Below are 11,901 nucleotides of genomic sequence, written 5' to 3' on the forward strand. Positions count from 1 at the left end.
GGCGGAGCTGGCGGGGGCCGAGGGCAGCTGGGCGCTGGAGGCCGAGCTGGCCCTGAGCGAGGCCCAGGGCGACAGCCTGCTGGCCGCCCAGGGCTTGCGCGCCGGCGATGCCGAACAACTGCTGGGTACGGCGCTGGCCGAGCAGATGGCGGGGTTTGCCGTACGCGCGGTGAGTCTCGAACCGCCGGCCGCTCTGGCCGCCGAGCGCGTGGCGGCGACGCTGGGTCAGCCGCGGCTGAGTCTGGAACTGGCCGCGGGGCAGGCCTGGGTCTATCCACAATGGGGGCTGACGGTGCATCTGCAGGGCGATGAGGTAGAACTGCTGCATGCCGTGCCCAAGCGCGCGTTCGCGCCTCGTCCCTAGGCCGCGCGCACCGATGAAAGCGGCGTCACCCGGCGCATCCCACAGTTATCTTGGCCACCAGCTGGGCCTGACTGGCTTGAGCTGGTTGAGGTAGTGCCCGCCGCCCAGTTGCAGCGACTGCTGGCGAATCCAGGCGGCGCGGCGGGCGACATAGCGATCCGGGCGGCCGGCGCTCCAGCGCAGCGGGTTGGGCAACACCGCCGCCAGCTGGCTGGCCTGCTGGCGATCCAGATAGGGCGCGCCGACGCCGAAGTGATGCTGCGCGGCCGCCTCGGCGCCGAAGATGCCGTCGCCCCATTCGACGCTGTTGAGGTAGACCTCGAGGATGCGCTCCTTCGACCAGAGCAGCTCGATCAGCGCGGTGAACCAGGCCTCCAGGCCCTTGCGCAGCCAGCTGCGGCCGGACCAGAGGAACAGGTTCTTGGCAACCTGCTGGCTGAGGGTGCTGGCGCCGCGTAGCGAGCCACCGCTCTGGTTGTGCGCCAGCGCGGCCTGGATGGCGCCGAGGTCGAAGCCCCAGTGTTCGGCGAATTTCTGGTCTTCGGCGGCGATCACCGCCATCTTCAGATGATCCGGCAGCTGGTTCCAGGGCCGCCACTGGCGCTTGAGCTCCAGCGGCTGTTGCGTGCCCCAGGACGCGAGCTTGCGCTCGAGCATCAGCGCCGTGCCGGGCGGCGGCAGCCAGCGCAGGGCGAGCACCAGCAGTGCGCTGGCCAGCATCAGCCAGAGCACGAGTTTCAGCAGGCGGCGGGTCAGGGTGCGGAGCATCGGAGTCCGGGGTGAGCGAGAAAGGCGCTATTAAAACAAAAAAATGCCGGGAGCAATTTTTGACGTTGCCTGCGGTGGCCTGCTGGGATGGCAGGCAGCAAGAACGACGCGATTCTCGCGGAGTCTTCAGCAGTTGAAGCCCCGGCGGCGGTGGGTGCGACACTGACAATCCCTGGGCAGGCCGGTTCAACGGTTAAACTGCGCCGATTTTCCACTGCGCCCTGGAGGGTATATGGCTCGTCTCTGGTTGTTGCTATCGGCCTTCGCCGGCTTTACCGGCGTCGCCCTCGGCGCCTTCGCCGCCCACGGCCTCAAGGCGCGCCTGAGTCCGGAGCATCTGGCGGTGTTCCAGACCGGCAGCCACTACCAGCTGATCCATGCCCTGGCCCTGTTCGGCGTCGGCCTGCTGGCGCTGCAGGCTCCGGGGCGCCTGGTCAACCTGGCCGGCGGCGCCTTCGCCCTGGGTATCCTGCTGTTCTCCGGCAGCCTCTATCTGCTGACCCTGAGCGGCATCGGCAAGCTGGGCATCGTCACCCCCTTCGGCGGTGTCGCCTTTCTGCTGGGCTGGCTGTGCCTGGGCCTGGCGGCCTGGAAATTGACCTGACTCGGGCGTCAGATTTGAGGACGAATGGCGCCTTTTAGCCTTGGTCGCGGCTGGCTATCGGGCTAGAATGCCGGCCCTCTTACTAGTTGTGACCGAGCCGTCATGCGCATTCAGTTGAATGGTGAACCCTTCGAGCTGCCCGACAACCAGAGCGTCGCGGACCTGCTGGCCCGTCTTGACCTGGCCGGGCGCCGCGTGGCGGTCGAGCTCAATCTGGACATAGTTCCACGCAGCCAGCACGACAGCACCCGGCTCGCCGAGGGCGACCAGGTGGAAGTGGTGCACGCTATCGGCGGCGGTTGATCCCCTTGAGGAGTTTCTCCATGAGCCAAGTTCGCAGCGACAAGCCCTTCACCCTGGCCGGCCGCACCTACCAGTCGCGTCTGCTGGTCGGCACCGGCAAGTACAAGGATATGGACGAGACCCGCGACGCCATCGCCGCCTCCGGCGCCGAGATCGTCACCGTGGCGGTGCGCCGTACCAATATCGGCCAGAATCCGGGCGAGCCGAATCTGCTCGACGTGATCAGCCCCGACCAGTACACCATCCTGCCCAACACCGCCGGCTGCTTTGATGCCGCCGACGCCGTGCGTACCTGCCGCCTGGCGCGCGAGCTGCTCGACGGCCACAAGCTGGTCAAGCTGGAAGTGCTGGCCGACCAGAAGACCCTGTTCCCCAACGTGATCGAGACCCTCAAGGCCGCCGAGATTCTGGTCAAGGACGGTTTCGACGTGATGGTCTACACCAGCGACGACCCGATCATCGCCCGTCAGCTGGCGGACATGGGCTGCGTCGCGGTGATGCCGCTGGCCGGCCTGATCGGCTCGGGCCTGGGCATCTGCAACCCCTACAACCTGCGCATCATCCTCGAAGAGGCTAAGGTGCCGGTGCTGGTCGACGCCGGCGTGGGCACCGCCTCCGACGCCACCATCGCCATGGAGCTGGGCTGCGAGGCGGTGCTGATGAACAGCGCCATCGCCCATGCCGACAACCCCGTGCTCATGGCCCAGGCCATGAAGTACGCGGTGGAAGCCGGGCGCCTGGCCTATCTTGCCGGGCGCATGCCGAAGAAACTCTATGCCAGCGCGTCGTCGCCGCTGGATGGCCTGATCAAATAACGAGTTCCGCATGACTGACACGCAACAGCCCGAAACAACCGAAGACGGTCGCCGGCTCCGCACCATCAAGAGCTTCGTGATGCGCGCCGGGCGCATGACCGAGGGTCAGCAGCGCGGCCTGGACAAGGGCTGGCCGCTGTTCGGCCTGGAGCTGGAAGACGGCCTGCGCGATTTCGACGAGCTGTTCGGGCGCCGCGCGCCGCGCACCTTCGAGATCGGCTTCGGCATGGGCCATTCCACCCTGGAGATGGCCGCCGCCGCGCCGGAGCAGGACTTCATCGGCGTCGAGGTGCACAAGCCCGGCGTCGGCGCCCTGCTCAACGGGGTGATGGCGCAGAACCTGAGCAACGTCCGGGTGTACAGCTGCGATGCCCTGGAAGTGCTGCGCCAGTGCGTGGCCGATGCCAGCCTGGATCGCGTGCTGCTGTTCTTCCCCGATCCCTGGCACAAGGCCCGGCACCACAAGCGGCGCATCGTTCAGCCGGCCTTCGCCGAGCTGGTGCGCAGCAAGCTGAAGATCGGCGGCGTGCTGCACATGGCCACCGACTGGGAGAACTACGCCGAGCACATGCTCGAGGTGATGAACGCCGCGCCGGGCTACCGCAACCTGGCCACCGACGGCAGCTACGTGCCGCGCCCTGAGGAGCGCCCGGTAACCAAGTTCGAGCGCCGCGGCGAACGCCTCGGTCATGGCGTATGGGACCTCAAGTTCCAGCGCCAGGAGTGATCACCGCTGCACATCCCCACCGCTTCGCCAAAAATGGCAGGACGCCTAAGCAGATCGGGATAACCCGACGGCCAGGACGGCACCTCACCGCAGACACAACAAAACGATAAGCGCGGCCGCGGGCCGCGCGGATAACAGCGACGCCGCTGCCGCGGCGCCGTGAGGAGAGCATTGTGTTGAGATCGGTTTCCATTCTGCTGCTGAGCGCCCTGGCCCTGCAGGCCCAGGCCAAGGTCGATGCCAGCCAGGCCGCGCGCCTGGGCCAGGAGCTGACACCGCTGGGCGGCGAACGCGCCGGCAATGCCGCCGGCACCATTCCCGCCTGGAGCGGCGGCCTGGCTACGCCGCTGGCCAATTACCAGCCGGGCATGCACCACCCCGATCCCTATGCCGCCGACGCCATGCAGTATCGGGTCGACGCCGGCAACCTGGCGCAGCATGAACAACAGCTGCCGCTGGGGCTCATGGCCCTGCTGCAACAGAACCCCGGCTACTATCTGCGGGTGTTCCCCACCCGGCGCAGCGCCGCGGCGCCGCAGCGCATCTACGATGCCACCCGCTTCAACGCGCTCAACGCCGAGCTGATCTCCGGCGGCAACGGCGTGCAGGGCGCCGCCTCCGGCGTGCCCTTCCCGTTGCCGCAGAACGGTCAGGAAGCGATCTGGAACCATATCATGCGCTACCGTGGCGACCAGATCAGCATGGCCACCAACCAGGCCGCGGTGCTCAGCAACGGCAGCTACAACCTGCTCAAGCTCGAGCGCGACATCTATTTCCTCTACGGCCGCGACGGCGTCGCGCCGCAGGACCTGGACAACACCCTGTTCTACTACAAGTACAAGGTGGTGGCGCCGGCCAAGCTGGCCGGTTCGGCCCTGGTGGTGCAGGAGACCCTCGACCAGATTCTCGCCATCCGCAAGGCCTGGCGCTTCAACCGCGGCGAGCGCCGCGTGCGGCGCCTGCCGATGCTGGCCTACGACACCCTGCAGCCGGATACCAACGGCATGGCCACCGCCGACCAGGTCGACGCCTACAACGGCGCGCCGGATCGCTACGAGTGGCAGCTGCTGGGCAAGCGCGAGATGCTGGTGCCCTACAACAGCTACGCCGTGCACCAGAAGGGCATCGCCTACGGCGATATCCTCCAGGCCAAGCACGTCAATCCCGAGCTGCTGCGCTACGAGCTGCACCGCGTCTGGGTGGTCGAAGCGGACCTGCGCACCGGTTTCAGCCATCCCTACGCCAAGCGCCGCTTCTACCTGGACGAGGACAGCTGGCAGATCCTCGCCGTCGACCTGTACGACAGGCACGGCGAACTGATCGGCCTGCAGGAAGCCCACCCGATCAGCTACTACGAGGTGCCGATGTTCGGCTCGACCCTGGAGACCATCTACGACTTCAAGGGCAGCCGCTACTTCGCCGACGGCCTGGACAACAACGAGAAGATGTACGACTTCGACGCCAAGCTGACCCCGCGCGACTTCACCCCGCAGGCGCTGCGCCGCGAGGGCAACTGAGGCACGCGGCCGCAGGCCGCATGTTCGAGCGAAACGCCGCGACGCCTTTACCGGGTCGCGGCGTTTTTTATGGCGGTGTTGGGCCTGGTGGTTGCCCTTAGTCGGTATATGCTGCTGCCGGCCTTAGTTGCGGTCGGCCAATATGCCGATCACCACGAAGATCAGGATCAGCACCGGCGCCAGGGTGAAGTTGTTGAAATGCGCCAGGCCCTTGGCCAGCCAGGGGGTGAGGAAGACGATGGCCAGGCCGTAGCCGACCGCGCAGAACACCACGAACAGCAGGGTGCGCAGAACGAAATTGAGGTTGCCGATGGTGCGCTGGACCCAGGCGTTGATGGCCGGGCCGAACAGCACCAGCAGGGTGGCCATGATGGCCAGGGAAATGTCGCCGAGGTGGCTGCGGCTCCAGCGCGAGAGGGTGACGATCAGGTCCAGTACGAGATCCATCCGGTGTCCTTAGCCATCAGGGCAAGAAGTGTTGCAGCAAATCGTTGAGAAACAGCTGGCCCTCGGCGGTGGCGCACAGCCGCTCGGGCTCGGTGCGCAGCAGCTTGCGCGCCTGCGCTTCGGTGCGGGCGGCGTCCAGGCTGGCCAGGGGCAGACCGGTGCGCTCAGTGAACAGGCTCGCCGGCACGCCGTCGGTGAGGCGCAGCACGTTCATGAGAAATTCGAAGGGCAGCTCGTCGGCGCCGAGCAGGCGCTCGCCGGCTTGGAAGGCTTTGGCCGCGTCCAGGTAGTCTTTGGGCAGGCGGGTCTTCCAGGTGCGCAGGATGCGCCCGTGCGGGTCGCTGAGCTTGGCGTGGGCGCCGGCGCCGATGCCGAGGAAGTCGCCGAAGGTCCAGTAGTTGAGGTTGTGCCGCGCCTGCTTGCCGGGCTGGGCGTAGGCGGACACCTCGTACTGGGCGTAGCCCTCGGCCGCCAGCAGCGCCTGGCCGGCCTCCTGGATGTCCCACAGCAGGTCGTCCTCGGGCAGCACCGGCGGCTGGCTCCAGAACAGCGTGTTCGGCTCCATGGTCAGCTGGTACCAGGACAGGTGCGTCGGCGCCTGGGCGATGGCGGTGCGCAGGTCGAACAGCGCGTCCTCGAGGCTCTGCTCGGGCAGGCCGTGCATCAGGTCGAGGTTGAAGTTGTCGAAGCCGGCGGCGCGCGCCATATCGGCGGCCCGCACGGCCTCATTGCCGTCGTGGATGCGCCCCAGCGCCTTGAGCTTGGCCTCCTGGAAACTCTGCACGCCGATCGACAGGCGATTGATGCCCAGCGCCCGGTAGCCCTTGAACTTGGCCTGCTCGAAGGTGCCGGGGTTGGCTTCCAGGGTGATCTCGATGTCGCCGGCGAACGCCACGCGGCGCTCGACGCCTTCCAGCAGGCGGCCCAGGGCGCGGTCGGAGAACAGGCTGGGGGTGCCGCCGCCGAAGAAGATCGAGCTCAGCGGCCGGCCATGCACCTGGCCCAGGTCGGCGTCGAGGTCGGCCAGCAGGGCGTCGACGTACTCCTCTTCCGGCAGCGTCGGCCCGGCCGCGTGGGAGTTGAAGTCGCAGTAGGGGCACTTCTTCACGCACCAGGGGATATGGACATAGAGCGCCAGAGGCGGCAGCTCGAAGCCCCGTTCCCCAGCGCCGGGGGAGTGGGGCGCAGGGTGCTGGCTCACGCCAGCCCCAGCCGCTGCTTGAGCAGGGCCATGGCGCGGGCGCGGTGGCTCAGGCGGTTCTTTTCCGCCGCCGGCAGTTCGGCGGCCGAGCGCTGACAGTCTTCTACCCAGAACAGCGGGTCGTAGCCGAAACCCTGCTCGCCGCGCGCCTGGTGCAGGATGCGGCCGTGCCACAGGCCCTCGCAGAGGATCGGCAGCGGGTCGTCGGCGTGCCGCACCAGGGCCAGGGCGCAGACGAACTGGGCGCCGCGCTGGGCGTCCGGCACATCTTTCAGGGCATCGAGCAGCTTGGCGTTGTTCGCCGCATCGCCCCGGCCGTCCGCGTAGCGCGCCGAGTAGATGCCGGGGGCGCCGCCGAGATGATCCACTGCCAGGCCGGAATCGTCGGCCAGCGCCGGCAGGCCGGAGATGCGTGCGGCGTTGCGTGCCTTGAGGATGGCGTTCTCGACGAACGACAGGCCGGTTTCCTCCGGCTCGACGCTGGAGAATTCGCCGATCGAGCGCAGGCGCACGGCGTCGCCGAGCATGGCCTGCAGTTCCTTGAGTTTGCCGGCGTTGTGGCTGGCCAGCACCAGTTCGTTGAAGGCTGTCATTCGTCGGGGAACATTTCCTGGTTGAAGCTGAAACTGTGCGGGTTGCCGCCCTGCTGCACCTCAAGGGTGAAGCTCAGCACCTCGCGACTGGAGAAGGGGAACTGCGCCAGGTAGTAGATGGCGCCGCTTTCCGTGACCTGCTTGAAGGTCAGGGGCGTGATCTGCCCGAGCAGGTTCTTCACCTGGCCGCCGACCTGCGCGGTGCTGGCCTTGCCGGCCTTGAGCACGGCGACGTTAACCACGCCCTGGGTCTTGCTGCGGGTCAGGCCGGCGGCCGCGGCGATGTCCGGCTGCAGGAAGCTGGAGTTGAACACGCTGTAGTGCACGTCGAGATCGCCGAAGCTCTGCTTGCGTTCGGCGACGGCCGGCAGGGCCAGGCACAGGGCGATCAGGAAGGGGATGATGCGGCGCATGATGGTTCTCCTCGGGCAGGCGATGGCTCAGTTCGCACCGCTGATGCGATAGATGCCGATCTCACCCAATAGATTAGGCCAGACTCGGCTGGCCCAACCGTGGCGATGGTCGCGATCCACCGCCAGGCGCTCCTCGACCCGCGCGCCCTGGGCGTGGCACAGGCGTTCGAAGTCCTCGAAGGTGCAGAAGTGGATGTTCGGCGTGTTGTACCAGGTGTAGGGCAAGAAATCCGACACCGGCATGCGGCCCTTGGTGGTCAGGTACCAGCGGCAGCGCCAGTGGCCGAAGTTGGGGAAGGTGATGATGCAGGTCTTGCCGACCCGCAGCATCTCCGCCAGCACCTTGTCCGGGTAGTGCAGCGCCTGCAGCGACTGGGTCATGACCACCACGTCGAAGCTGTCGCTGGCGAAGTTGCCCAGGCCCTCGTCGAGGTTCTGCTCGATCACGTTGACCCCGCGCTCAATGCAGGTGGCGATCTTCTCCGGGTCGATCTCCAGGCCGTAGCCGGCCACCTGCTTGTGCTCGCGCAGCCAGGCCAGCAGCTCGCCGTCGCCGCAGCCCAGGTCGAGCACGCGGCTGCCCGGGGCGATCCATTCCTGGATGATGTCCAGATCCGCTCGCATGCTCATACCTCGATCCGCTTCATGTAGCTGCCGAACGCCTGCAGGTAGCGCGGGATCGGCATGAGGAAGGCGTCGTGGCCCTGCGGCGCGTCGATCTCCAGGTAGCAGACGTTCTTCTTCGCCGCCAATAGCGCATCGACTATCTCCCGCGAGCGGGCCGGGGAGAAACGCCAGTCGGTGGTGAAGGACATCACGCAGAAATCCGCCTGGGCCGCGGCCAGGGTCTTGGCCAGGTCGCCGTCGTGGGCGGCGGCCGGGTCGAAGTAGTCCAGCGCCTTGGTCATCAGCAGGTAGGTGTTGGCGTCGAAACGCCCGGAAAACTCCTCGCCCTGGTAGCGCAGGTAGCTCTCGACCTGGAACTCGACGCTGTGGAAGTCGTAGTTGAGCTTCTCGCTCTTCAGGCCGCGGCCGAATTTCTCGCCCATGGCGTCGTCGGACAGGTAGGTGATATGGCCGACCATGCGCGCCAGCATCAGGCCGCGCTTGGGGATCACGCCGCGCTCCTGGAAATGCCCGCCGTGGAACTCCGGGTCGGTGAGGATGGCCTGGCGCGCGACTTCGTTGAAGGCGATGTTCTGCGCCGACAGCTTGGGCGCCGAGGCGATCGCCAGGCAGTGGCGCACGCGCTCGGGGTAGCTGATGGTCCACTGCAGCGCCTGCATGCCGCCGAGGCTGCCGCCGATCACCGCGGCCCACTGCGCGATGCCCAGGCGATCGGCCAGGCGCGCCTGGCTGTGCACCCAGTCTTCCACGGTCATCACCGGGAAGTCGGCGCCGTAGGGCTTGCCGGTGGCCGGGTTGGCGCTGCTCGGACCGGTCGAGCCGTTGCAGCCGCCGAGGTTGTTGAGGCTGACGACGAAGAACTTGCGCGTGTCGATCGGCTTGCCGGGACCGATGCAGCTGTCCCACCAGCCGGGCTTGCGATCGTCCGGGCTGTGGTAGCCGGCGGCATGATGATGGCCGGACAGGGCGTGGCAGATCAGCACCGCGTTGCTGCGTGCGGCATTCAGCTCGCCGTAGGTTTCGACGACCAGTTCGTACTCGGCCAGGCTGCGTCCGCAGGCCAGCGCCAGCGGCTCGCTGAAGCGCTGCACCTGGGGGCTGACCAGGCCTACGGAATCTTCGGGAAAGGCAGTGGGCATTGAGGCGCTGCTATCGAATCGGAGGAGGGCGCCAGTCTAAAGAGCGCCGCCGGCAGCGGCAAGCGAGCTGGCGCCCGCTCCGGCCACAGTGCGCGGCTATTCGCCGCCGGCCTGCGCGCCTATCGCCGAGGGCAGGCTGACCACCTTGCCCTGGCGCTGCACCGGCGCCGGGCGACGGAGGATGCGCAGCATGTCGGCGGCCTGGGCCAGTTGCTGTTCCAGCTCCTGCTGGTAGTGCGCCAGTTGCTGGCTGCGCTTGCGCGTCTGCTGGGTTTCCTGGGCCAGGGATTTGAGCCGCAGCATATGGGTTTCCAGCATCTGCTTGTGTTCCAGGGTGTGCTGCATCAGCGGCATCAGGGCGTCGCCGGCCCACTGTTCGGCGTCCTGGCGCAGGCGCTGGTGCAGGCCGATCACCTCCTGGGCGAGGGTGGCGAAGAAGCGTCGGGTCAGGCTGCGCTGCTCGGTGAGCAGGGTCTTGACGTGCAGGCGGAACTGGTCGCCCTTGGCCTGCAGTTTCTTCAGCTCGCGCAGGTAGCGCTGGGCCTGGAACTGCGGTGCGTCGACGCCGTGCAGCGGGTTGTCCTCGTTGTGCCGGCGGTAGAGGGCGGCGACCATCTTGTTGGCCATCTCGGCTTCCTGCTCCAGGCCATGTAGGTCGTGCTCCACGGCGCGGAAGAAGTGCAGGATGGCCTGGTTGATGCCCAGCGTGGTCCAGCTGCCGGTGAGGTTGCGGCGGACCTGGTCCAGGTGTTCTTCCAGGCGTTCGGCGCGCGCGGCGTGGCGCAGCAGCTCGCCCTGGCGCTGGACCAGGCGCTGGTTGGTCTTCAGCCCGAGCAGGCGCTTGTGGTGCAGGCTGTGGTCTTCCTTGGTCTTGGCGGTCAGCTCGAACAGCAGCTGGCCGTTGTCCTGCTGGTGGTTGCCGAGCAGCGCGAGCTGTTCGCCGACCTTCTCCAGGCGCAGGCCCAGCACGTGCTGGCTGTTGTTGAGCAGGGCCAGCACCTGGCGCACCACGCGGTCTTCGATCAGGCGCTCCTTCTGCGCGACGATGCGCTCGCAGAGCAGGGTCTCGAGGTTGGCCATCTGGCTGCGGGCCAGCAGCTCCTCGTCTTTGCGCACCTTGGCCAGCAGCGCCTGCTTGGCCGACAGCGGCAGCACCTCGTCCTTGCCGATGCCCAGCTGGCGCGCGGTGGCGGCCTGGATCTGGCCGATGGCGTTCTGCACGAAGGCCTCGCCGGCCAGGTCGTCCCACAGCACGTCGATCTTGTTCAGCACGGCGAACAGGCAGGTCTGGGTGTCTTCGTCGAGCTGGCGGATGTGTTGCTGCCAGATGCTCATGTCGCTGGCGGTGACGCCGGTGTCGGCGGCCAGCAGGAAGATGATCGCCTGGGCGCTGGGCAGCATCGACAGGGTCAGTTCCGGCTCGCTGCCGAGCGCGTTGAGGCCCGGGGTGTCGAGGATGCGCAGGCCCTGGCGCAGCAGCGGGTGGTCGAAGTTGACCATGGCGTGGCGCCAGGCCGGCACCAGCACCTGGCCGCGCTTGCCGGTGCCTTCGAGCATGTCCGGGTGAAAGCCGAGCTGGATCGCCTGCTCCACCGGCATCGGTTTGGTCTTGGCCACCTGGCTGAAGGCCAGGGCCATGTTGGCCGGGTCGCTGGTGTCCAGGGGGATGTTCACCCAGTGCCGCGGGATGCGCTTGAACTGGGCCACGCTGGCCGAGGCGGTGCGCGTCTCGATCGGCAGCAGGCGGATGTAGGAGCGCTCCGAGCGCGGGTCGAAGAACAGCTCGGTGGGGCACATGGTGGTGCGCCCGGCATGCGAGGGCAGCATGCGCTGGCCGTACTCGGAGAAGAACAGGCTGTTGATCAGTTCGGTCTTGCCGCGGGAGAACTCGCCGACGAAGGCCAGGGTGATGTGGTCGGTGCGCAGCAGCTTGAGCGCGCGTTCGAGCTTGGCCTGTACCGCCTCGGAGTTGAGCCGATTGTGCTCCAGCCAGCTGCGGTAGCGGGTGATCTCGCGCATCAACTCGCGCTTCCAGGCGACGTAGGCATCGACCTGCTGGCTGAGACGTTCCATGCTCATCCTGGCTCTCCTCTGGGCAACGCGTGCGGCGGCTGGTGGTCGGGGCGCTGGCGACCGGCACCGCTTGGGCGACGGTTCGCGTCGGTTTGCCGCCAGAACGCACGGCGTTCGCCTGAATACCCCGCATTATGCGGTGGCCGCGGCGGCCGTCAATCGCCCGTCTGCCGAGTCCCGCCTTACGGCCGGTGGCGAGCGCCGAGCGGTCGTTGCGGGCGCCGGACGGTCATGCGCTGCCGGGCCGCGCCAGTCCCGGCAGCGCCGGCAGGCAGCGCGGGGCCTGGATGCGCAGGCGCTTGTGGCGGTT

General features: G+C 67.5%; 13 protein-coding genes and 1 pseudogene. 6 read left to right on the top strand and 8 right to left on the bottom strand.

All coding sequences use genetic code 11. The features are described from left to right. Window positions 1-364 (top strand): annotated as a pseudogene (locus N878_RS28820) (hypothetical protein); the annotation flags it as partial. A gap of 45 nt (window positions 365-409) precedes the next feature. Here N878_RS28820 and mtgA read toward each other — a convergent pair. Beyond that, window positions 410-1,132: a monofunctional biosynthetic peptidoglycan transglycosylase gene (gene mtgA, locus N878_RS01965; RefSeq protein ID WP_021442000.1), complete on the bottom strand. Its 723-nt coding sequence runs from the start codon at window positions 1,130-1,132 to the stop codon at window positions 410-412. A gap of 232 nt (window positions 1,133-1,364) precedes the next feature. Between mtgA and N878_RS01970 the strand changes: the two genes are divergently transcribed. From N878_RS01970 to N878_RS01990, 5 genes are all read left to right on the top strand, one after another. Then, window positions 1,365-1,736, top strand: coding sequence for a DUF423 domain-containing protein (locus tag N878_RS01970; protein ID WP_021442001.1), 372 nt, complete (start codon window positions 1,365-1,367; stop codon window positions 1,734-1,736). Between the two features lie 102 nt (window positions 1,737-1,838). After that, window positions 1,839-2,039, top strand: coding sequence for a sulfur carrier protein ThiS (gene thiS, locus N878_RS01975; protein ID WP_021442002.1), 201 nt, complete (start codon window positions 1,839-1,841; stop codon window positions 2,037-2,039). A gap of 20 nt (window positions 2,040-2,059) precedes the next feature. Further along, window positions 2,060-2,854 (top strand): thiazole synthase, encoded by a 795-nt coding sequence (locus N878_RS01980; protein ID WP_021442003.1) that lies wholly within the window; start codon window positions 2,060-2,062, stop codon window positions 2,852-2,854. A 10-nt stretch (window positions 2,855-2,864) separates the two neighbouring features. After that, entirely contained in the window at window positions 2,865-3,581 is a 717-nt protein-coding gene (gene trmB / locus N878_RS01985; protein WP_021442004.1) for a tRNA (guanosine(46)-N7)-methyltransferase TrmB, read from the top strand. A gap of 173 nt (window positions 3,582-3,754) precedes the next feature. After that, window positions 3,755-5,098 (top strand): DUF1329 domain-containing protein, encoded by a 1,344-nt coding sequence (locus N878_RS01990; protein WP_031302597.1) that lies wholly within the window; start codon window positions 3,755-3,757, stop codon window positions 5,096-5,098. Window positions 5,099-5,221: 123 nt separating this feature from the next. On the opposite strand, the gene N878_RS01995 is transcribed toward N878_RS01990, so the two are convergent. The 7 genes from N878_RS01995 to N878_RS02025 all read right to left on the bottom strand — a co-directional run bounded on the left by N878_RS01995 (window position 5,222) and on the right by N878_RS02025 (window position 11,597). Next, the gene (locus N878_RS01995; RefSeq protein WP_021442006.1) at window positions 5,222-5,545 is read right to left on the bottom strand and encodes a DUF3392 domain-containing protein; all 324 of its coding nucleotides are present in this window, start codon (window positions 5,543-5,545) and stop codon (window positions 5,222-5,224) included. Between the two features lie 16 nt (window positions 5,546-5,561). Continuing rightward, the gene (hemW, locus tag N878_RS02000) at window positions 5,562-6,746 is read right to left on the bottom strand and encodes a radical SAM family heme chaperone HemW (RefSeq protein ID WP_082457772.1); all 1,185 of its coding nucleotides are present in this window, start codon (window positions 6,744-6,746) and stop codon (window positions 5,562-5,564) included. Beyond that, complete coding sequence (gene rdgB, locus N878_RS02005; protein ID WP_021442008.1) at window positions 6,743-7,339, bottom strand: RdgB/HAM1 family non-canonical purine NTP pyrophosphatase; 597 nt, start codon at window positions 7,337-7,339, stop codon at window positions 6,743-6,745. Before rdgB ends, hemW begins: the two co-directional genes overlap by 4 nt. Beyond that, on the bottom strand, window positions 7,336-7,752 hold the full coding sequence (locus tag N878_RS02010; protein WP_021442009.1) for a DUF4426 domain-containing protein: 417 nt from the start codon (window positions 7,750-7,752) through the stop codon (window positions 7,336-7,338). Before N878_RS02010 ends, rdgB begins: the two co-directional genes overlap by 4 nt. 27 nt (window positions 7,753-7,779) lie before the next feature. After that, window positions 7,780-8,376, bottom strand: a complete 597-nt coding sequence (gene metW, locus N878_RS02015) for a methionine biosynthesis protein MetW (RefSeq protein WP_031302600.1) — start codon at window positions 8,374-8,376, stop codon at window positions 7,780-7,782. 2 nt (window positions 8,377-8,378) lie between these two features. Next, a complete protein-coding gene (locus tag N878_RS02020) occupies window positions 8,379-9,518 on the bottom strand; it encodes a homoserine O-acetyltransferase (protein ID WP_021442011.1) in 1,140 nt (379 codons plus the stop codon). Between the two features lie 96 nt (window positions 9,519-9,614). Beyond that, window positions 9,615-11,597 carry a dynamin-like GTPase family protein gene (locus N878_RS02025; RefSeq protein ID WP_021442012.1) on the bottom strand — a complete coding sequence of 661 codons (1,983 nt, stop codon included), beginning with the start codon at window positions 11,595-11,597 and terminating at the stop codon, window positions 9,615-9,617. Window positions 11,598-11,901 lie beyond the last annotated feature (304 nt).

It is taken from the genome of Pseudomonas sp. EGD-AK9 (assembly GCF_000465935.2).
Lineage (GTDB): Bacteria > Pseudomonadota > Gammaproteobacteria > Pseudomonadales > Pseudomonadaceae > Aquipseudomonas.

Excerpts from the sequence above, each read along its gene's own strand:
- rdgB (WP_021442008.1), bottom strand. The coding sequence starts at position 7,339 with ATGACAGCCTTCAACGAACTGGTGCTGGCCAGCCACAACGCCGGCAAA.
- N878_RS01970 (WP_021442001.1), top strand. The coding sequence starts at position 1,365 with ATGGCTCGTCTCTGGTTGTTGCTATCGGCCTTCGCCGGCTTTACCGGC.
- mtgA (WP_021442000.1), bottom strand. The coding sequence starts at position 1,132 with ATGCTCCGCACCCTGACCCGCCGCCTGCTGAAACTCGTGCTCTGGCTG.
- N878_RS01980 (WP_021442003.1), top strand. The coding sequence starts at position 2,060 with ATGAGCCAAGTTCGCAGCGACAAGCCCTTCACCCTGGCCGGCCGCACC.
- N878_RS02020 (WP_021442011.1), bottom strand. The coding sequence starts at position 9,518 with ATGCCCACTGCCTTTCCCGAAGATTCCGTAGGCCTGGTCAGCCCCCAG.
- N878_RS01995 (WP_021442006.1), bottom strand. The coding sequence starts at position 5,545 with ATGGATCTCGTACTGGACCTGATCGTCACCCTCTCGCGCTGGAGCCGC.
- trmB (WP_021442004.1), top strand. The coding sequence starts at position 2,865 with ATGACTGACACGCAACAGCCCGAAACAACCGAAGACGGTCGCCGGCTC.
- N878_RS02025 (WP_021442012.1), bottom strand. The coding sequence starts at position 11,597 with ATGAGCATGGAACGTCTCAGCCAGCAGGTCGATGCCTACGTCGCCTGG.
- thiS (WP_021442002.1), top strand. The coding sequence starts at position 1,839 with ATGCGCATTCAGTTGAATGGTGAACCCTTCGAGCTGCCCGACAACCAG.
- metW (WP_031302600.1), bottom strand. The coding sequence starts at position 8,376 with ATGCGAGCGGATCTGGACATCATCCAGGAATGGATCGCCCCGGGCAGC.
- N878_RS02010 (WP_021442009.1), bottom strand. The coding sequence starts at position 7,752 with ATGCGCCGCATCATCCCCTTCCTGATCGCCCTGTGCCTGGCCCTGCCG.